Here is a 20,160-nt window from a genome sequence, read left to right as displayed (position 1 = left end):
GAATTGAAGAGGCGGGCTCTGGTCCGCCTCTTTCCAATTATCCGTCGATCAGCCCCTGGAGAGCGCGCGCCATGCGTTTGGCCAGCGACGCCTTCTGGACGTCGTCCAGATTCGAATAACCGTCAGACAACTCGCGCCCGATCGCCATGCCCATGATCAGGCCCGCCGCAAGACGGGCGCGCACGGGCGCGTCCTCTCCGCCGATCCATTGGGTCAAGGGTTCGAAAAAGCGGTTGTTCGAGGTGCGCTGGACCACGTCCATCGCCTTGGCCGAGCCGACGGACCGGAGCAGGATCAGCAGACCGCGCATCCGCGCCCCGCCCGCGTCCGCATCGCACGGCGTCATGTCGCCATACACGATCTCGCGAGCCAAACGCTCGCCGAAGTCCTCTCGCGAGCCCTCCATCAGGTCGCGACCGTTCTTGCAGCTGTCCATGACCGCCACGAACAGGTCTTCCTTCGAACCGAAGTAACGGCTGATCAACGCCGCATCGACGCCGACGTCGCGCGCCACGTCGCGCATGCCCACATCATCATAGCTTTCCGCGCAAAAGCGTTCACGCGCCGCCTCCAGAATAGCCTGGCGGGTGGCGTTGGCGTTACGCGGGCGGGGGACGTCGCACAGGACCAATTGGTCGCACTCCAATAAACCTTACGCGCTATATGGCCTTGTCATCAGGCGTTGACAAGCGCGGCTTTCGTCGTCTTTAAGTCAGCCGGTGTTGACTGGACGCATCCTCCCCAAAGAGCGACAGTCTCTCAGATCACGTTACTCCCAAGGAGATTGCGCCGATGCGCACGGTTAAGATCGCGGCCGCGTCCGCTTTGATGGCGGCCGCCCTCTATGGCTGTTCCAAGGGACAGGAAGCGCCCGCCCAGGGCGCGCCGCCCGTCACGGTGGCGGCGCCCCTGTCGCAACAGGTCGTCGACTGGGACGAATTCACGGGCCGCTTCGAGGCGCCCCGTTCGGTTGACGTGCGTGCGCGTGTCGGCGGCTACATCCAGTCGGTTCACTTCAAGGACGGCGACTTCGTGCGCCAGGGCCAACCCCTGTTCACCCTGGATCCGCGTCCGGCCCAGGCCGCCCTGGCCTCGGCTCGCGCCCAACTGGCCCAGGGTCAGGCGCAACTGACGCTGGCCCGCACCGAGCTGACCCGCGCCGAAGGCCTGCTGGCCTCGCAGGCCGTGTCCCAGGCCGAGGTCGATTCCAAGCGCGGCGCGGTCCAGACCGCCGAAGCCGCCGTGGCCGCCGCCAACGCCGCCATCCGCGCCCGTCAGCTGGACGTCGAGTTCACCCGCGTCACCGCCCCGATCTCGGGCCGCGTGTCCGACCGCCGGGTCGATCCGGGCAACCTGATCGGCGGCGGATCGTCGGCCGGCGACGTGCTGACGACCATCGTCTCGTCCTCGCCGATCTACTTCGTCTTCGACGGCTCCGAAGCCCTGGCGCTGAAGTATCAGCGCGACGCCCGCAACGGTTCGGCCCCGATCCGCATCCGCCTGCAGGACGAGACCAGCTATGACCGCACCGGCACGCTGGACTTCACCGACAACGCCATCGACGCCTCCTCGGGCACCATCCGCCTGCGCGCCGTGGTGCAGAACGCCGACGGCTTCCTGAAGCCCGGCATGTTCGGCCACGCCCAACTGGCGGGCTCGGGCGGCTATGCGGCCATGTTGGTGCCGGATTCCGCCGTCGTTACCGACGGCCCGCGCAAGGTGGTCTATGTCGTCGCCAAGGACGGCACGGTCGGCGCCAAGCCGGTCCAGCTGGGCCCCTTGGCCAACGGTCTGCGCGTCGTGCGCACGGGCCTGACGCCGGACGACCGCGTCATCATCAACGGCCTTCAGCGCGCCCGTCCGGGCCAGAAGGTCACCGCCCAGAACGGAACCATCAAGGCCGAGCAAACCAAGACCGACGCGCCCGTGACCACGGCGCCGGTCGCTTCGTCCGCCACCTTCGTCGCCAGCGCCGGCTGAGGAGGGGGCTCACGAGCCGGAACCTGATTCATGAACATATCCCGCTTCTTCATCGACCGACCGATCTTCGCGATCGTGATCTCGGTCTTCATCACCCTGATCGGCGCCTTCGCCATGCCGATGCTGCCGCTGGCGCAGTATCCCGACATCGCGCCGCCGACGATCAGCGTGACCGCCTCCTACGCCGGCGCCTCGGCTGAAACCCTCTCCGAAACGGTCGCCGCGCCGCTGGAGCAGGAGATCAACGGCGTCGAGAACATGCTCTACATGACCTCGTCGTCCACCTCGGACGGCCGGGTCTCCGTGACCGTGACCTTCCAGCCCGGCACTGACCTCGACACCGCCCAGGTGCTGGTCCAGAATCGGGTCGCTCTGGCCGAGCCGCGCCTTCCGGCGCAGGTCCGTCAGGTCGGCGTGGTCGTCAACAAGGAGTCCTCGGGCTTCCTGATGCTGGCCTCGCTGACGTCCGACGACCCCGGCATCGACAGCGACTATCTGGGCAACATGGCCCAGTCGACGATCCGCGACCGCCTGCTGCGGATCGACGGCGTCGGCGGCATTCAGGTCTTCGGCGGCGGCAACTACTCGATGCGCATCTGGATCGATCCGGCCAAGGCGGCCGCACGCGACCTGACCGCGCCCGAGATCGTCGCCGCCCTGCAGGCCCAGAACGTCCAGGCCGCCGGCGGTTCGATCGGCCAGCCCCCCTTCCCGACCAACGCCGCCGCCTTCGAGCTGCCGGTTCAGGTCGAGGGCCGTCTGTCGGCCCCGGAAGAGTTCGGCAAGGTCGTGCTCAAGACCGACGCTCAAGGGCGCGTGACCCGCGTCAGCGACATCGCCCGCATCGAGCTCGGCTCGGAAATCTACGGCGTCGAAGGCTACTTCAACGGCCAGCGCGGCGTCGGCATCGCCGTCATCCAGCAGCCCGGCTCGAACGCCCTGTCGACCGCCGAGGCCGTCATCGCCGAGCTGGACGCCATCAAGGCCGGCTTCCCGCCCGGCGTGAAATACGCCATCCCCTATAACCCGACGGAATACGTCGCCGCCTCGGTCTCGGCCGTGGAGCACGTGCTGGTCGAGGCCGTCTTCCTGGTGATGATCGTCATCCTGGTCTTCCTGCAGACCTGGCGCGCGGCCATCATCCCGATCATCGCCATCCCGGTGGCCCTGGTCGGCACCTTCGCGGTGCAGTTGGCCCTGGGCTATTCGATCAACTCCCTGTCGCTGTTCGCTCTGGTTCTGGCCGTCGGCATCGTCGTCGACGACGCCATCATCGTGGTCGAGAACGTCGAGCGCTATATCCGCGAGGGCCTGACGCCCAAGGAAGCGGCCTATCGCTCGATGCAGGAAGTGTCGGGCGCCCTGATCGCCATCTCCCTGGTGCTGACCTCGGTGTTCGTGCCGACCGCCTTCGTGCCCGGCATCCCCGGCATCTTCTTCCGCCAGTTCGCCGTCACCATCGCCTCGGCGACGCTGATCTCGCTGCTGGTGTCGCTGACTCTGTCCCCGGCTCTGGCCGCCCTGCTGCTCAAGCCGCACAAGGACCACGACCATCACCGCAAACCGGGCCTGCTGGGCACGGTCACCTATTACGTCGGCTGGGCCGGAGCCAAGTTCAACGAAGGCTTCGACTGGGTCTCGGACCGCTACGGCCGCCTGACGGCCAAGCTGATCCGCATGGTCACCATCATGCTCGTCATCTACGCCGCCCTTCTGGCGCTGACGGGCTGGCGCATGGCCGACACCCCGACCGGCTTCATTCCGGCTCAGGACCAGGGCGTGCTGATCGGCGTCGTCCAGCTTCCGCCGGGCGCCTCGCTGGAACGCACCAAGGCCGCCATGAACAAGGCTGTCGAGATCGTCCAGAAGGCCGACGGCGTTCAGGAGGTCACCGCCTTCGCCGGTCTGGACGGCTCCAGCTTCTCGCTGTCGTCCAACGCCGCGACCATGTTCATCAAGCTGAAGGACTATGACGAGCGCACCACGCCCGAACTGGAAGCTTCGGCTCTGGCCGGCGCGCTCAGCGGAGCGACCGGCGTCATCGAGGAAGCCAGCATCTTCATGCTGTCGCCCCCGCCCGTTCAGGGCATGGGCACCGGCTCGGGCTTCAAGATGATGATCCAGGACCGTTCCGGCGCCGGCTTCCAGGCCCTGGAAGGCGCGACCTTCGCCATGATGGGCGCGGCCGCTCAGGCGCCGGAGCAGGTGCAGCAGGTGTTCAGCCTCTACAACACCGGCTCGCCGCGCATCGCCGCCGACGTCGATCGCGACAAGGCCCTGTTGATGGGGGTCCAGCCCTCGACCGTGTTCAACACCCTGGGCACCTACCTCGGCTCGACCTACGTCAACGACTTCAACTTCCTGGGCCGCACCTTCCGTGTGACCGCCCAGGCCGAGCCCGCCTATCGCGACGAGCTGGCCGACATCGCCAACCTGAAGGTCCGTTCGGCCTCGGGCGGGATGGTGCCGATCGGTTCGGTGGCGACCCTGGCCGACGATTCCGGCCCGGCCCGCGTGGTCCGCTACAACCTGTTCCCGGCTTCGGAACTGCAGGGTGAAGCGGCGCCGGGCGTGTCCACCGGCGACGCCATCGCCACGATGGAAGAGCTGGCGGCCAAGACGCTGCCGGAAGGCTTCAGCTACGAGTGGACCGAAATCGCCCTGCAGGAGAAGCAGGCGGCGGGCGGCGCGACCATCATCTTCATCATGGCGGTGGTGTTCGTCTTCCTGGTTCTGGCCGCTCAATATGAGGCCTTCACCCTGCCGCTGGCGGTCATCATGATCGTGCCGATGTGTATCCTCGCGGCCATTCTCGGGGTGAACCTGCATGGTCTGGACAACAACATCCTGACCCAGGTCGGCCTGGTGGTCCTGATCGCCCTGGCGGCCAAGAACGCCATCCTGATCGTGGAGTTCGCCAAGCAGGCCGAGGACGAAGAGGGCCTGAACCGTTGGGACGCCGCCGTCCAGGCCGCGCGCCAGCGTCTGCGCCCCATCCTGATGACCTCGTTCGCCTTCATCTTCGGCGTGCTGCCCCTGGCCATCGCCACGGGCCCCGGCTCGGAGATGCAGAACGCCCTGGGCATCGCGGTGGTCTATGGGATGCTGGGGGTGACCTTCTTCGGTCTGATCTTCACCCCGGTCTTCTACGTCATCTGTCGCTGGATGGCGGGCAAGCTGCCCAAGGCGCCGGGCAAGGAGCGCGAGCTTCCAACCAGCTTCGGCTCCACCCCGCACGACCCCTTTGACCCCGACGGCCCGGAACCGGCTCCCGCCGCTCCGCGCCAGGGAGATGCGTAAAATGAACGGCAAACTCCGCACTCTACTGACCGCCGCGGGGTCGGCCGCCCTGCTCGCCGCCTGCGCGGTGGGCCCCAAGGCGCCGCTCCCCACCCTCCCGGCCGAAGGCCAGGGCGCCTTCGTCGGCTCGCAATCCGCCTCGGTTTCGACCGAGGCGGCCCGCGACGACTGGTGGCGGCTGTATCAGGACCCGACCCTCGACGGTCTGATCCAGCAGGCCCTGACCGAGAACAACGAGCTGGAGGCGGCCGCGGCCAATCTGCGCGCCGTCCGGGCTTCGCTGTCCGAAGCCCGTTCGGGCCGGTTCCCGACCACCACCACCTCGGCCGCCTACAACCGCAGCCGGGCCTCGACCGACACCGTGCCCACCGCCGGCGGCGCCAAGCTGCCGGAGGTCGACACCTATGACGTCGGCCTGGACGTCTCCTATGAGATCGACCTGTTCGGCCGGGTGGAGTCCTCCATCCGCGCCGCGCGGGGCGACGTGGCCGCCGCCGCCGCCGCCCTGGAGGTCGTGCGGGTGACGGTCGCGGCAGAAACGGCCCGGGCCTACGCCGACACCTGCTCGGCCAACGCCCAGATCGCCGTGGCCGAACGGACCATCGACCTGCAAGCCAAGACCGTCGACCTGACCCAGCGTCTGCTGGACGGGGGCGCCGGCAACGGCCTGGACGTGGCCCGCGCTCGCGCCGCCCTGGAACAGACCCGCGCCAGCCTGCCGCCCCTGCGGGCGTCGCGCGACGGCGCCCTGTTCCGCCTGGCCACTCTGACCGGCCGCACGCCGGCCGAAGCCAGCGAAGCGGCGCGCGCCTGCCAGGGCCCGCCCCAGCTGTCGCAGCCGATCCCGGTCGGCGACGGCGCGGCCCTGCTGGCCCGTCGTCCCGATGTGCGTCAGGCGGAGGCGCGCCTGTCGGCCGCCGCCGCCCGCGTCAACGTCGCCACCGCCAACCTCTATCCCAGCATCCGCCTGGGCGGATCGCTGGGATCGACGGCGCTCGACGCCTCGGATCTGGGCGAGGACGCCAACTTCCGCTTCAGCGTCGGCCCGCTGATCTCCTGGTCCTTCCCCAACGTCTGGGCGGCTCGGGCGCGGATCAAGCAGGCGGACGCCCAGTCGGACGCGGCCCTGGCGACCTTCGACCAGACCGTGCTGACGGCGCTGCAGGAAACCGAGACGGCGCTCAGCGCCTACGCCAACGAACTGGACCGCCGCACGGCCCTGCGCACCGCGCGGGATCAGGCGGCCACCGCGGCGCGCCTGTCGCGCCTGCGCTTCGACGCCGGCGCCGACAGCTTCCTGACGGTGCTCGATTCCGAGCGCACCCTGGCCGGCGCCGACGCCGCCCTGGCCGCCTCGGAAGCCCAGGTCACCACCTACCAGATCGGCCTGTTCAAGGCCCTGGCGGGTGGTTGGGAACAGGCTCCCGATCCCGAAGCCTGACCTTCAGCCCCAAGCTGAAACTGAGACGCCCGGCTGGTTCGCCCGCCGGGCGTTTTCTTTGGCGGTTTCTCTGTCGAATTCGCACGGAAACAGAATTTTCTTCATTCAATCGCATTGCAAAAGCGCTTTTCTGAACAATCATCGCTAACAGCTTGGCTTAGGCGACGATCTTGCGATAGGGAGGTTGAGTGACCTCCTCCGCATCCCTTCCTGAAGCCCTTGAGGCCGCCGCCTCGCCCGCCGCCGCACTGGCCGAGGCGCGCCGGCTGGTGGTCAAGATCGGCTCGTCCCTGCTGTTCGACGCCGCGCAACGCGCCGTCGCCGCCGATTGGCTGGCCGGCCTAGCCGCCGACATCGCCGACCTGCGCGGCCAAGGGCGCGACGTGATCGTGGTCTCCTCCGGCGCCGTCGCCCTCGGGCGCGGGCGGCTCAACCTCTCGACCCGCCGCCTTCAGGACAAGCAGGCCGCCGCCGCCGTGGGCCAGTCCCTGCTGATGCACGCCTGGGAGGAAGCCCTGGCGCCGCACGGCCTGATGGCGGGCCAGGTGCTTCTGACGCGCGACGACACCGAACGGCGCCGCCGCTGGTTGAACGGCCGGGCCACGCTTGAGGCCCTGCTGGGCCTTGGCGTCATTCCCGTGGTCAATGAAAACGACACCGTCGCCACCGAAGAGATCCGCTACGGAGACAATGACCGCCTGGCCGCGCGGGCGGCCCAACTCGGCCGGGCCGACCTGCTGATCCTGCTATCCGATGTGGACGGGCTCTATACCGCCGACCCACGCCGCGATCCGAACGCCCGCCATCTGCCGCTGATCGAGCGGTTGACGCCGGATGTTCTGGCCATGGCCACCGGCGCCAATACGCAGGCGGGCGTCGGCACCGGCGGCATGGCGACCAAGCTGGCGGCGGCCCAGATCGCCGCCTCGGCCGGATGCGCCACCGTCATCGCCTCGGGCCTGACCGACCATCCGCTGAAGGCCGTTCAGCAAGGCGCCCGCGCCAGCCTGATCCTGGCCCCCGCCACCCCCATGGCCGCATGGAAGCAGTGGATCGCGGGCAGCGTGGCGCCCGGCGGCGCCCTGACGCTGGATGCGGGGGCCGTCGCCGCCCTCCATGCCGGAAAGAGCCTGCTGCCCTCCGGCGTCGTCGCCGTCAGCGGCGACTTCGGCAAGGGCGACAGCGTGCGCCTGACCGGCCCTGACGGGGCGCGCATCGGCGTCGGACTGGCCGCCTACGCCGCCGACGAGATCGTCCTGATCCGCGGCCGCCATTCGGACGCGATCGAAAGCCTGCTGGGCTATCGCGGCCCCTCGGTCGTCATCCACCGCGACGATCTGGTTCTGGAGGACCGATGAGCGACCTCGACGCCGCCATGCTGGACATGGGCTGCCGCGCCCACGCCGCCGCCGACGCCCTTCGCGCCACCACGCCGGACGCCCGGACCGAGGCGCTTCACCGGCTCGCCAAGGGCCTGCGCGCGGCTGAGGCCGCCATCCTGTCCGCCAACGCCCGCGACGTAAGCCGCGCCCGCGACGGCGGCCTGTCCGAGGCCCTGATCGACCGCCTGGCCCTGACCCCCGCCCGCGTCGAGGGCATGGCCGTCGCGGTCGAAACCATCGCCGCCCAGCCCGACCCGGTAGGCGGTGAAATGGCCCGCTGGACCCCGGCCAACGGCCTGGACATCGCCCGCGTCCGCACCCCCATCGGCGTGCTGGCCGTCATCTATGAAAGCCGCCCCAACGTCACCGCCGACGCCGCCGCCCTGTGCATCCGATCCGGCAATGCGGCGATCCTTCGTTGCGGTTCGGACTGTCTGGATTCGTCGCGCGCCATCGCCGTCGTCGTCGTCCGCGCCGTGGCTGAAGCGGGCCTGCCCGCCGACGCCGTCCAACTGGTTCCCGTGCCGGATCGCGAGGCCGTCGGCGCCATCCTGTCGGGCCTCGACGGCGCCGTCGACCTGATCATCCCGCGCGGCGGCAAGAGCCTGGTCGCCCGCGTTCAGGCCGAGGCCAAGGCGCCCGTACTGGGTCACCTTGAGGGTCTGTGCCACACCTATCTGGACGGCGCCGCCGATCTGGACGTCGCCCGCCGCGTGACCCTGAACGCCAAGATGCGCCGCGTCTCGGTCTGCGGCGCCACCGAGACCCTGCTGATCGACCGCGCGGCGGCCGCGCGTCTTCTGCCCGCCGTCGCCGCTGATCTGATCAACGCCGGATGCGAACTGCGCGGCGACGCCGAAGCCCGCGCCCTGGTCCCCGGCATGGGCGAAGCGGTCGAGGCCGACTGGGCCACCGAATACCTGGCTCCCGTTCTGTCGGTGCGCGTGGTGGACGGCGTGGACGGCGCGGTCGCGCACATCCGCGCTTACGGCTCGGGCCACACCGAGGCCATCGTCACCACCGACGAAAAGGCCGCCGAACGCTTCGCTGAGGGCGTCGACAGCGCCATCGTCCTGATCAACGCCTCGACCCAGTTCGCCGACGGCGGCGAGTTCGGTTTCGGCGGAGAGATCGGCATCTCGACGTCCAAGCTGCATGCGCGCGGGCCGGTCGGAGCGGAGCAACTGACCACCTACAAATATGTGGTGCGCGGCGAAGGCCAGACGCGGCCCTGAGACAAACGCCCCGCCTCTCCCTCCCCGTCTCGGAGAGGGTGGCAGAGGCGCAGCCGAAGCCGGGTGGGGGCGGCAAGGCAAATCAAACGCCGCGCCTTAATCACCTGGTCCTCCCCACCCGGTCGCTACGCGACCACCCTCCCCGGGACGGGGAGGGAGAGGCGTCGCGCCCTACATCTTCTCGGGCAATGCATAAGCGATCACATAGTCCCCGCGCGGCGTCTCCATGAAGTGATGCCCGCCGGCCATGATGACCAGGTACTGGCGGCCGTTCTGCTCATAGATCATCGGATTGGCCTGGCCGCCCGCCGGAAGGACATCCGACCACACCGTCTTGCCGGTCTCGATGTCGATGGCGCGGATCAGGTCGTCCGTCGCCGCGGCGATGAAGATCAACCCGCCCGCCGTCACCGCCGAACCGCCGTTGTTCGGCGTGCCGATCTCCAGCGGCAGCATCGACGGAATGCCGAACGGTCCGTTCTTGCGCGCCGTGCCGAACGGACGATCCCACAGGGTGCGGCCGCTCTTCAGGTCGATGGCGCGCATCCCGCCATAGGGCGGCTGTTTGCACAGCAGGCCGGTGAACTTGACCCGCCAACCCGCATTGACGTCGATGGCGTAGGGCACGCCCATCTGCGGGTCGCCCGCGCCCTCGGCCTTGGACTTCGACAGGTTGCCGCCGCGGTTCGCCGCCTCCTTCTCGCGTTCGATGTAACGGGGGTCGTCGCGCGAGAACCAGCCCAGACGATCAGCCTCGGCGCGGGGCACCAGGCGGTTGTGGTTGGGCATGTCGTTGTAGTTGGCGACGATCACGCCGCGCGCCGGATCGACCGCCACCCCGCCCCAGTCCGATCCGCCGTTGTAGCCCGGATACTGGATCCAGTGCCGATCCGACGTCGGCGGCGTGAAATAGCCGTCATAGGCCGCCTGATGGAACTGGATGCGGCAGACCATCTGGTCAATCGGAGACATGCCCCACATGTCGCGTTCAGTCAGGTCGGCCTTCCTCAGAGTGTGGAACAGGGAGAAGGGCTGGGTCGGGCTGCGCTGCGAAGGCTCGACGCCGCCCTGCGGCACGCGGCGCTCCTCGACCTTGTGCAGCGGCAGGCCGGTGCGGCGATCCAGAATATAGAGGTCGCCCTGCTTGGATGGCAGGATCACCGCCGGAACCATGGTCCCGTTGATCGGCATGTCGACCAGGGTCGCCTGCGAGCCCAGGTCATAGTCCCAGACGTCCTTGCGCACCGTCTGGAAATGCCAGCGCGGCTTGCCGGTGGTCACGTCCAGCGCGACCAGGGAGGTGGCGTATTCGTTCTCGGCCGGACGACGCAGGCCGGAATAATAGTCCGCCGCCGAGTTGCCCATCGGCAGGAAGACCAGACCCAGCGCCTCATCCGCCGTGGCCGTCGTCCACATGTTCGGCGTGCCCGGCGTATAGGTCTCGCCTTCGGGCGGCAGGGTGGTGATGTCCGGCCGCATCATGTCCCAGGCGAAGCGCAGTTGGCCCGTCACGGCGTCGAAGCCCTGGATCACGCCGGACGCGTTCCACCGCTTCTGGCCGTCCAGCACCTGATGGCCAGTCACCACCACCCCGCGCACGATGACCGGCGCCGAGGTGATCGAAACCATGCCGGGATAGGGGTCGCCCATGCCGTGCTTGATGCTGACCGAACCGTTGGTCCCGAAACCCGCACAGGGAACGCCCGTGCGGGCGTCCACCGCCACCAGCCGTCCGTCCAGCGTGCCTTCGATGATGCGCGTGGCGCAGGGCTGAGCCGCATCGACGTTCGGCGCGGCGTAATAGGCTACGCCCCGACAGGCGGCGGTATAGGGGATCTGGTCGTCGGCGACCTTGGGATCATAGGTCCACTTCTGCTTGCCCGTGGCCGCATCCACCGCGAACAACCGGTTGCGGGCCGAGCACAGATAGAGGGTGTCGCCGACCTTCAGCGGCGTCGTCTCGGCGCCCCAGCGCTCGTCAGGCAGATCGCCGGTGCGGAAGGTCCAGGCGCGTTGAAGCCCCTTCACATTGTCCTTGTTGATCTGGCTCAGCGGCGAATAGCGCTGGGCGCTGTCCGAACCGCCCCAGGCGGGCCAGTCGGCGCCGACCTTCAGCACCGCCGGATCGCCCACGCCGCCGCTCGCCGCGCCCGGCACGGGGCTGAGAACCCGCGCCTTGTTGGCCTGGGCCACCACCACGCCGGCGACCAGGCCGAAGACGACGATGGCCGCCAGACCGCCCAGGGCCAGCCTGCCGCCGCCCCCGTCGCGTTTCAGCGCCGGGAAGCTGAGGACCACCGCGATCAGCAGCACCAGCGGCGCCACCACGCGCGGGACCAGGGCCCAGCCGTTCAGCCCGACCTCCCAGAGCGCCCACACGACGGTGCCGATGAAGATGGCGATGTAGAGCCAGCCGCCCAACGGTTTGAGCAAGGCCAGCAGCCCGCCCGAAACGATCATCAACAGACCGACGATCAGATAATAGGCGGACCCGCCCAACATGATCAGTTGGCCTCCGCCGATGGTCAGCGTCAGCCCGATCAGGGCGATGACGATCCCGAGAAGCCTGACAAGGACGCTGCCGAAGCCCCGTCCGCGCTCAATGGACGACATGGCACCCTCCCATCGTTCAGCTTGGCCTTGGACTGCAACACGTCAGCAAGACCGCCGTTCCATCGGGGCGCAAGAAAGCTGGATCCGGTCCGACCGGGGCATGGAAAAAGGGCCGCACGCCTGTTCGGCGTACGGCCCTCGATCGGTTCTGGCTGAGGCCTTACTGGCGCGCCAGCTGGCTGGACAGGATCAGTTCCAGCTGCTTGCGGATATGCGGCGTCAGCTCTTCGATGCCCCAGTTGTCATAGGCGGCGAAGCGGAAGTTGTTGATGAAGACGTCCCAGATCAGACGCGCCAACATGGGCAGGTCCACATCCTGGCGCAGCTCGCCTTCACGCACGCCGGCCTGCAGAATCTCGGCCACGGCCTCGACCAGCGGACGGACGAAGGCGCGCGAGCGCAGATCGGCGTCTTCCGGCTGGAACCACGAGCGCGCCACCATGGCCTGCATCAGCGGCAGATGGTCCAGCGAGCGGTGATAACCCGCAGTCAGCCCGTTCGACAGGCGGTCCAGGACGCGGCCCTCGGCGGCGGCGGTGCGGATATCGACCAGAAGGCCTTCCATCTCTTCGGAGAAGACGGCTTCGAACAGCTCGGCCTTGTCCTGGAAGTTGGCGAAGACCGCGCCGGTCGACATGCCTGCGCCCTTGGCGATGTCGCGGATGGTGGCGGCGTCATAGCCGCGCTCGGCGAAGAGGGTGCGGGCGGCGTCCAGAACCTTCTGACGCGTGCGCACCTTGGCGGCCTGGCGGCGGTTCAGCCGAGGCTGGACTTCGGCTTCGGCGACGGCAGGGGCGGACTGGGAAGATTCACGCATCGGCGGCGGCTCTAAACTCATCTATGTGCGGCGTTCGCCTCATCGCGGCTCGCCGTCGAACTGACGCGAACCTGGAACAAGGCGGAGAACGCTCCTAGGAGGAAGTGGTGAACTTTCATCACCGAACAATGACCAAAATGGGTCACGGGCGGCATAAAACTCTGCCGCACCACGCTTAGGAGTTCAACATGACTACGGAGTTCTACTGATGCCGCAAGGTCAGCGAAGCTCACAGGCTCAAAGCTTGGCTTTATGCCTCAGTCTATTTCCTCTCTGCATCATTAGGGCGCCTCAGGGCCCAAAACAGGGAATTCAGTCCGCCCTCGCGCGGCGCATTAAAATTTTTTAAGACCGCATGATCGCCCCCTGCTTCTAGGCTTTGGGCAGCGCGCCCCTTGAGGGTCCGAGATGAGGAAACGACGAATGAAGAAACTGTTCGCGGGGGTCGCAGCGGCGGCCCTTCTGGCGCCAGCCGCAGCCCTGGCCCACGACGGTCATGACCACGCCTGCATCGACGAAGCCTGCTCGGTCTTCGAACTGTTCCAGACCCCGGCCGCCCAGGGCGGCGCCTCGGGCTGGCAGGGCACGGACGCCCCCCGATACGGAACCTGGGGCTTCGACCTGGCCGGTCGCGACACCACGGTCGATCCGGGCGACAGCTTCTTCCGCTACGCCAACGGCGCGGCGCTGGACCAGTTGACCATCCCGTCGGACCGCACCTCCTACGGCTCGTTCGCCCTGCTGCGCGAACTGTCCGACAACCGCATGAAGAAGCTGGTGACAGATCTGGCCGCGCGTACCGATCTGGCCGCCGGTTCGGACGAGCAGAAGATCGCCGACGCCTACCGCGCCTTCATCGACCAGGCTCGCATCGACCAGTTGGACGCCCAGCCGCTAGCTCCGTATCTGGCCGCCATCCGCGCCGCCGACAGCCATGAGAAGATCGCCGCCTACATGGGCCAGACCCAGGGACGCGCGGGCGGCTCCTTCTTCGGCACCGGCATCACCATCGATCAGAAGAACCCCACCCGCTACGCGGTGACCACCGGCCAGTCGGGCCTGGGAATGCCCAACCGCGACTACTATCTGGACGCTCGTTTCGCCGACAAGAAGCAGAAGTATCAGGCCTATATCGAACAGACGCTGACCAACATCGGCTGGACCGATCCAGCCGGTTCGGCCGCCGCCATCCTCGCCCTGGAAGACCGGATCGCCGAGGCCCACTGGACCCCGATTGAGAACCGCAACCGCGACAAGACCTACAACCCCTATTCGATCCAGACCCTGGCCGCCGAAGCGCCCGGCTTCGACTGGGCCGGCTATTTCAACGCCGCCGGACTGGGCGCGGTCGATCGCGTGATCGTGCGCCAGAACACGGCCATGCCGAAGATGGCCGCCATCTTCGCCGAGACGCCGGTGGCCACCCTGCAGGCCTGGCAGGCCTTCCACACCACGGACGACGCCGCGCCCATGCTGTCGCAGCGCTTTTCGGACGCCCAGTGGGCGTTCCACTCGCGCGATCTGGCCGGTCAGCCCGAACAGCGCAGCCGTGAGAAGCGCGCCATCAGCTTCGCCGAAGGCGCCCTGGGCGAGGCGGCGGGCCGTCTCTATGTCGCCGAATACTTCCCGGCCGAATCCAAGGCCAAGATGGAAGAACTGGTCGCCAACCTTCGCACCGCCTTGTCGCACCGGATCGACAACCTGACCTGGATGGGCACGGAGACGAAGGCGGCGGCTCAGGAGAAGCTGCGGAAGTTCACCGTCAAGATCGGCTATCCGAACAAGTGGCGCGACTATTCGGCGCTCGAGATCCAGGCCGACGACCTGTTCGGCAACAGCCAGCGCATGGGCCAGTTCCAGTGGAACTATCGCCTGTCGCGCCTGGACCAGCCGGTCGACAAGGACGAGTGGGGCATGACCCCGCAGACGGTGAACGCCTATTACAACTCGGCCAATAACGAGATCGTCTTCCCCGCCGCCATCCTGCAGCCGCCCTTCTTCGACCCGGATGCGGACCCGGCCGTCAACTACGGCGGCATCGGCGGCGTCATCGGCCACGAGATCGGCCACGGCTTCGACGACCAGGGCTCCAAGTCCGACGGCGACGGCGTGCTGCGCAACTGGTGGACCGATCAGGACAAGGCCAATTTCGAAGGCCTGACCAAGCGCCTGGGCGCTCAGTATGACGCCTTCGAGCCCGTGCCCGGCCACCCCGTCCAGGGCGGCCTGACCATGGGCGAGAACATCGGCGACGCCGCCGGCACGGCGGTCGGTCTCGAGGCTTACCACCTGTCGCTGAATGGCCAGCCCGCCCCGGTCATCGACGGCACGACCGGCGACCAGCGCTTCTTCTACGGCTGGGCCCAGGTGTGGCAGTCCAAATACCGTCATGAGGCGCTGATCAACCAGATCGCCACCGATCCGCACAGCCCGGCCGAGTTCCGCGTGATCGGCCCGGTCCGCAACATCGACGCCTGGTACGACGCCTTCGGCATCAAGCCGGGAACCAAATACTACCTGACGCCGGAAGAGCGCGTCCGCATCTGGTAAGATGCGGCGCCTGCTGAACGAAGAGGGCCGGAGCGGCGATGCTCCGGCCCTTTTTCATACGGCCAGTTCCTCAACACCAGCACCCGCAGTCATCCTCGAGCTTGACCCGAGGATCCAGCAATCTGGTCGTTTGACGCACAAGGCGGGATGGAGAAGTCGGCGCCCCTGGATTCTCGGGTCAAGCCCGAGGATGACGGCGCATGAGGTCAACACCCCAGCGACTCTCGAATACTTTTCGATACATTTCCTGAGCGTCAGGCATGAAAAAGCCCGCTGCGGGGGATACATCGCAGCGGGCCTTCTCGCTCTCTCAGGAGCGGACGTTTCCTCCCCGAAACGCCTTCAAGATGTCGCTGCGGCTGAGCGCTGCGCCTCTTGAGTGAGACCAAATGACGCCATCGAGGGGGTCAAGTCAATCAAGCCTCTATCGAAAGAGCGTTCTTTCGTAACTGAACGTTGATAACTCACGTCTTCGTCATGGTTTTTATCGAAGCCTATTCGATAATGGAACGCACCACCGCGACCAGCTGATCGCGGGCCACGGTCTGCTGGCCTGGGCGCTCGGCCTTCCAGGCGTCGTTGTCAGCAATGGCGGCGGCGCGGGCGCGTCCGGCGTCGAGATCCTTGATCGTCACCTGACCGGCGGCGATCTCGTCCCCGCCCAGGATGACGGCGGCTGGGGCCCCGCGACGGTCGGCGTATTTCATCTGCGCCTTCATGCCCGCCCGGCCCAGATACAGCTCGGCCGGAATGCCCGCCGCGCGCAACTCGGACACGGCGTCGAGATAGTGCTGCATGTCGTCCTCCGAGAAGACGATGGCCACCACCGGCCCGCGCGTGGCGTCCTCAGCCCCGCGCCCCGCCGCGCGCAGCGCCGAAGCCAGACGCGACACGCCGAAGGAGAAGCCCGTCGCCGGCGTCGACTGGCCGGTGAAACGCGACACCAGGTCGTCATAGCGCCCGCCGCCGCCGATCGAACCGAAGCGCACCGCGCGCCCCTTTTCGTCCTTGGTGTCCAGCAGCAGTTCGGCCTCGAACACCGCCCCGGTGTAGTATTCCAACCCGCGCACGATGGTCGGATCGAAGCGCACGTCGTCCTGCGACACGCCCATGGCCGTCAGGGCGCGGTCGATGGCGGCCAGCTCCTTCAGTGCCTCTTCGCCCGCAGCGCCCAGGGCGGCGCCTGACACGGCGTCCAGCACGCCCGCACGGCTGAGGCCCGACGTCTCGGCCGAGGCCAGGAAGGCTTCGATCGCGCCGATCACCGAGGCGGGCAGGTTTGCCCCCTTGGTGTAGTCGCCGGACTCGTCCAGACGGCCCTCGCCCAGCAGCAGTCGCACGCCCTCGACGCCTAGACGGTCGTATTTGTCCACGGCGCGCAAAGCCGTGAGGCGCTGGATCGGATCCGTGATCCCGCCCGCGTCGAACAGGCCGTCGAACAGCTTGCGGTTGGAGACGCGGATCACCGCCTGCCCGGCCGCCAGACCCGCAGCCCGCAAACCCTCGCAGCCCATGGCGATGATCTCGGCGTCGGCCTCGGGTCGGTCCGAGCCGACGGTGTCGGCGTCGCATTGCCAGAATTCGCGGAAGCGGCCCGGCCCCGGCTTTTCATTGCGCCACACCGGCCCATAGGCGTAGCGACGGAACGGCTTGGGCAGGGTCTCCCAGTTCTGGGCGGCGAAACGGGCCAGCGGCGCCGTGTGGTCGTAACGCAGCGCCATCCACTGATCGTCATCGTCCTGAAGCGCGAAGACGCCTTCGTTGGGACGGTCGGCGTCCGGCAGGAACTTGCCCAGGGCGTCGGCGTACTCGAACGCCGGGGTCTCCAGCGCCTCGAAGCCCCAGCGCTCATAGACCTCGGACACGCGCGCGACGATGCGGCGCTCGGCGGTCAGGTCGCGGCCGCGACGGTCGGCGAACCCGCGCGGCGCGCGAGCTTCGGGGCGGTTGGAGGCTTCGTCGGTCATGAAGCGGCGATTAAGCCATCAGTTCCATCGCCGCAACTCGCCGTCCGCCCCTTCCCGCTCAGGCCCCGCGGCGCAGCGGCAGGTCGCGCCCATAGCTGAGGCGCCGCCACAGCCATTCGAACGGGCCCATGGTGAACTTGGACAGCCACAGCGGCGACCAGATCAACTGCAGCGCCCAGACGCCGACGACGATGGCCCACTGCATCGGATAGTCGACCTGACCGAACAGGCGCGGGCCCCACGGCATGTAGAAGATCGTCGTCATGATCAGGGTCTGGGTCAGATAGTTGGTGAACGCCATCCGCCCCACCGGCGCCAACCCCTTGCGCAGCCAGCCCACGCCGCGCGTGGTCGCCAGGATCAACGCCGAGGCGTAGCCCAGGGTGACGATGATCGGATAGGAGGCGACGACCGCCGCCCAGCCGCCGGTGGCTTCAACGCCCGGACCGGCCTGGATCTCCAGCCATTCCAGCACGCCCAGCAACGCCAGCACCGCCGCCCCACCCGCCATCAACATCGCATAGACGCGCGCCGGGACGCGGCCGTGGAAGAAGCCCGCCTTGAACAGACCCAGGCCCAGCATCATCAGCGGAACGGTCGAAAAGACATACATGAACAGGCTGGCGCCCTGAGCGAAGGCCCAGGCCTTCAGGTTCTCCAGCGCCGCGCCTGCCCAGCCGCTCTGATAGGCCGCGATGGAGGCCGCGACCGCCCCATCGGCGGGGCCGCCTTCGCTCATGGCCTCCGGGAAATGCGCCATCGCCATCATCAGGCCCGCCTGAAGCGTGGCCAGCAGCACCGTCGCCCCGGCGCCGATCCAGATCAGCGGCTTGGCCGGCATCGACCGCATCAACATCACGAACAGCCCTGCCCAGGCGTAGAGCAACAGGATGTCGCCGTACCAGAAGGCCAGGCCGTGGATCAGGCCGAACAGGGCCAGAAACATCAGGCGGCGGCGCAGGACGCCTCCCTTGGCCTCATCCTTCCGCTCGCCGCCGACCAGGAAGATCGACACGCCGAACAGCATGGAGAACAGGGTCACGAACTTCTGGCGGAAGAAGACGTCGACCGCCCACTGCGCCACGCCCGAAGCCCCCACGACGGCGGGAAAAGGCGACTGATCCGGCGCCGACTCCAGGATCACCAGCGGCAAGGCGAAGGCCGACGCATTGACCGCCAGAATGCCCAGCACCGCCGCGCCGCGCAGCACGTCCAGCGTCACGATCCGCTGATCCGCCGCCACCGGCTTCGGCTGAACCGTCTCGACCTGATCCCTCATGCTCGCCCCCTGTTCTGCGTGAAGAGGTCGAGCCTTAGGCGGGACCGCCGCTTCGCTTCACGTTAAATCCCCGTAACGTCCCGTTCGGACAGGACGCCCATGCGGTTGTTGACCACCGGGGCCGGGACAAATCCCAGATAGGCCACGCACAGGCCGCCCCACAGGGCGTAGCTGACGCCCATCATGACCGCCAGCGGCAGGCCGCCGACGCCGTAGATCAGCAGGGCCGTCTCGATCGCCCCCAGGCTTTGAACCAGGCTCTGCGAGGCGGCGCCCGCCAGACCCGCCATGACCACGGCCATGATCGTCTGCATCGCCGCCGCCAGCAGGCCGCCGAACACGGTGAAACGGCACACCACGCCCAGCCGCGTCGACGGACGCCCCGTCTTGCCATGGCTGTCGAGCAACAGCCACAGCCCGACCGGCGCCGCGATCAGTCCGACCGCCAGCATCACCAGCCGCCAGTCCGTATCCACGCCCGACCACCAGTTTTCGGGCGGCCAGATGAACAGGGTCAGGATCACCGGAGGCCAGGCCGCCGCCGCCAGAGCCGCGGGGATCAGCGCGCCTGCGCCGCGCCGCGGCGCCACGCGCTTCAGGCCCGGCAGGAAGGGAAGAGCGACAGCCATCAGCGGGTCGGCACCGGCGTCTCGCCGGAATAGTCGTAGAAGCCGCGCCCGCTCTTCTTGCCCAGCCAGCCGGCCTCGACATATTTCACCAGCAGCGGACAGGGCCGATACTTGCTGTCGGCCAGGCCGTCATACAGCACGTTCATGATGGCCAGGGCCACGTCCAGCCCCATGAAATCCGCCAGCTCCAGCGGCCCCATCGGATGGTTGGCGCCCAGCTTCAGCGCCTTGTCGATCGAGGCCACGTCACCGACGCCTTCGTACAGCACATAGACCGCCTCGTTCATCATCGGCACCAGGATGCGATTGACGATGAAGGCGGGGAAGTCCTCGGACTCCGTGATGATCTTGCCCAGGCTCTCGGCGAAGGCGACCGCCGTCTCGAAGGTCGAGGCCGAGGTGGCGATGCCGCGCACCAGTTCGACCAGCTTCATCGTAGGCGCCGGCTTCATGAAGTGCAGGCCGATGAAGCGCTCGGGCCGATCCGTGACCGAGGCCAGGCGGGTGATGGAGATCGAAGAGGTGTTGGACGCCAGCAGGGTGTCCGGCCCCAGCAGGGGCGTCAGTTCCGTGAAGACGCCCTTCTTGACGGCCTCTTCCTCGGACGCGGCTTCGATGACCAGGTCCGCCTTGGCCGCCTCGGCCAGGCTGGCGGCCGGAGCGATGCGTTGCAGGGTCGCCTGGGCCTCCGCCTCGGTCGACAGGCCGCGTGCGGCGCGACGCGCCAGGCTGGCCGCGATCTCGCCCAGGGCCAGGGTCACTCGGTCCGGCGCAATGTCGTACAGCTTCACCTCATAGCCGCCGGCGGCCACCACCTGAGCGATGCCCGAACCCATTTGCCCGGCGCCGATGACGGCGACTGTCCTGATCGTGGTCATGAATTACGCGAAAAATGCGGTCCGATAGGGACCCGTCGTCGGCACCTTAGGAGCCCGCTCGCGCCGCGCAAGGGCGGATTGGGCTCCAT

At 68.0% G+C, this 20,160-nt stretch carries 13 protein-coding genes; 6 read left to right on the top strand and 7 right to left on the bottom strand.

Going from position 1 to position 20,160, the window contains the following annotated elements; translation table 11 throughout:
• Window positions 1-37 precede the first annotated feature (37 nt).
• Complete coding sequence (locus tag FM111_RS14280) at window positions 38-631, bottom strand: TetR/AcrR family transcriptional regulator (RefSeq protein ID WP_256968338.1); 594 nt, start codon at window positions 629-631, stop codon at window positions 38-40.
• Between the two features lie 161 nt (window positions 632-792).
• Between FM111_RS14280 and FM111_RS14275 the strand changes: the two genes are divergently transcribed.
• The 5 genes from FM111_RS14275 (at window position 793) to FM111_RS14255 (ending at window position 9,338) form a co-directional block, all read left to right on the top strand.
• Window positions 793-1,980: an efflux RND transporter periplasmic adaptor subunit gene (locus FM111_RS14275; protein ID WP_087141591.1), complete on the top strand. Its 1,188-nt coding sequence runs from the start codon at window positions 793-795 to the stop codon at window positions 1,978-1,980.
• 30 nt (window positions 1,981-2,010) lie between these two features.
• Window positions 2,011-5,280 (top strand): efflux RND transporter permease subunit, encoded by a 3,270-nt coding sequence (locus FM111_RS14270; protein WP_087141590.1) that lies wholly within the window; start codon window positions 2,011-2,013, stop codon window positions 5,278-5,280.
• Between the two features lies 1 nt (window position 5,281).
• Window positions 5,282-6,721 carry an efflux transporter outer membrane subunit gene (locus tag FM111_RS14265; RefSeq protein ID WP_087141589.1) on the top strand — a complete coding sequence of 480 codons (1,440 nt, stop codon included), beginning with the start codon at window positions 5,282-5,284 and terminating at the stop codon, window positions 6,719-6,721.
• 188 nt (window positions 6,722-6,909) lie between these two features.
• Entirely contained in the window at window positions 6,910-8,079 is a 1,170-nt protein-coding gene (gene proB, locus FM111_RS14260) for a glutamate 5-kinase (protein ID WP_087141588.1), read from the top strand.
• Entirely contained in the window at window positions 8,076-9,338 is a 1,263-nt protein-coding gene (locus FM111_RS14255) for a glutamate-5-semialdehyde dehydrogenase (protein WP_087141587.1), read from the top strand. Before proB ends, FM111_RS14255 begins: the two co-directional genes overlap by 4 nt.
• Before the next feature lie 171 nt (window positions 9,339-9,509).
• Here FM111_RS14255 and FM111_RS14250 read toward each other — a convergent pair whose 3' ends face one another.
• A complete protein-coding gene (locus FM111_RS14250; protein ID WP_087141586.1) occupies window positions 9,510-11,951 on the bottom strand; it encodes a membrane-bound PQQ-dependent dehydrogenase, glucose/quinate/shikimate family in 2,442 nt (813 codons plus the stop codon).
• Between the two features lie 160 nt (window positions 11,952-12,111).
• Entirely contained in the window at window positions 12,112-12,768 is a 657-nt protein-coding gene (locus FM111_RS14245) for a TetR/AcrR family transcriptional regulator (protein ID WP_087141585.1), read from the bottom strand.
• A gap of 423 nt (window positions 12,769-13,191) precedes the next feature.
• On the opposite strand from FM111_RS14245, the gene FM111_RS14240 reads away from it, so the two are divergent.
• Window positions 13,192-15,318, top strand: a complete 2,127-nt coding sequence (locus FM111_RS14240) for a M13 family metallopeptidase (RefSeq protein ID WP_087141584.1) — start codon at window positions 13,192-13,194, stop codon at window positions 15,316-15,318.
• A gap of 494 nt (window positions 15,319-15,812) precedes the next feature.
• Here the strand turns inward: FM111_RS14240 and hisS are convergent, their stop codons facing one another.
• The 4 genes from hisS to FM111_RS14220 form a co-directional block, all read right to left on the bottom strand.
• The gene (gene hisS, locus FM111_RS14235) at window positions 15,813-17,285 is read right to left on the bottom strand and encodes a histidine--tRNA ligase (protein ID WP_087141583.1); all 1,473 of its coding nucleotides are present in this window, start codon (window positions 17,283-17,285) and stop codon (window positions 15,813-15,815) included.
• Between the two features lie 58 nt (window positions 17,286-17,343).
• Window positions 17,344-18,564 carry a DUF418 domain-containing protein gene (locus tag FM111_RS14230; protein WP_087141582.1) on the bottom strand — a complete coding sequence of 407 codons (1,221 nt, stop codon included), beginning with the start codon at window positions 18,562-18,564 and terminating at the stop codon, window positions 17,344-17,346.
• A gap of 62 nt (window positions 18,565-18,626) precedes the next feature.
• Window positions 18,627-19,193, bottom strand: a complete 567-nt coding sequence (locus FM111_RS14225) for a hypothetical protein (protein WP_256968337.1) — start codon at window positions 19,191-19,193, stop codon at window positions 18,627-18,629.
• The gene (locus FM111_RS14220; RefSeq protein ID WP_087141581.1) at window positions 19,193-20,071 is read right to left on the bottom strand and encodes a 3-hydroxybutyryl-CoA dehydrogenase; all 879 of its coding nucleotides are present in this window, start codon (window positions 20,069-20,071) and stop codon (window positions 19,193-19,195) included. The genes FM111_RS14225 and FM111_RS14220 overlap by 1 nt, the downstream gene beginning before the upstream one ends.
• Between the last annotated feature and the right edge of the window lie 89 nt (window positions 20,072-20,160).

The sequence above is a fragment of the Brevundimonas diminuta 3F5N genome (assembly GCF_900163625.1).
Classification (GTDB): Bacteria; Pseudomonadota; Alphaproteobacteria; order Caulobacterales; family Caulobacteraceae; genus Brevundimonas; species Brevundimonas diminuta_A.
This window is presented reverse-complemented; position numbering and strand designations above follow the sequence as displayed.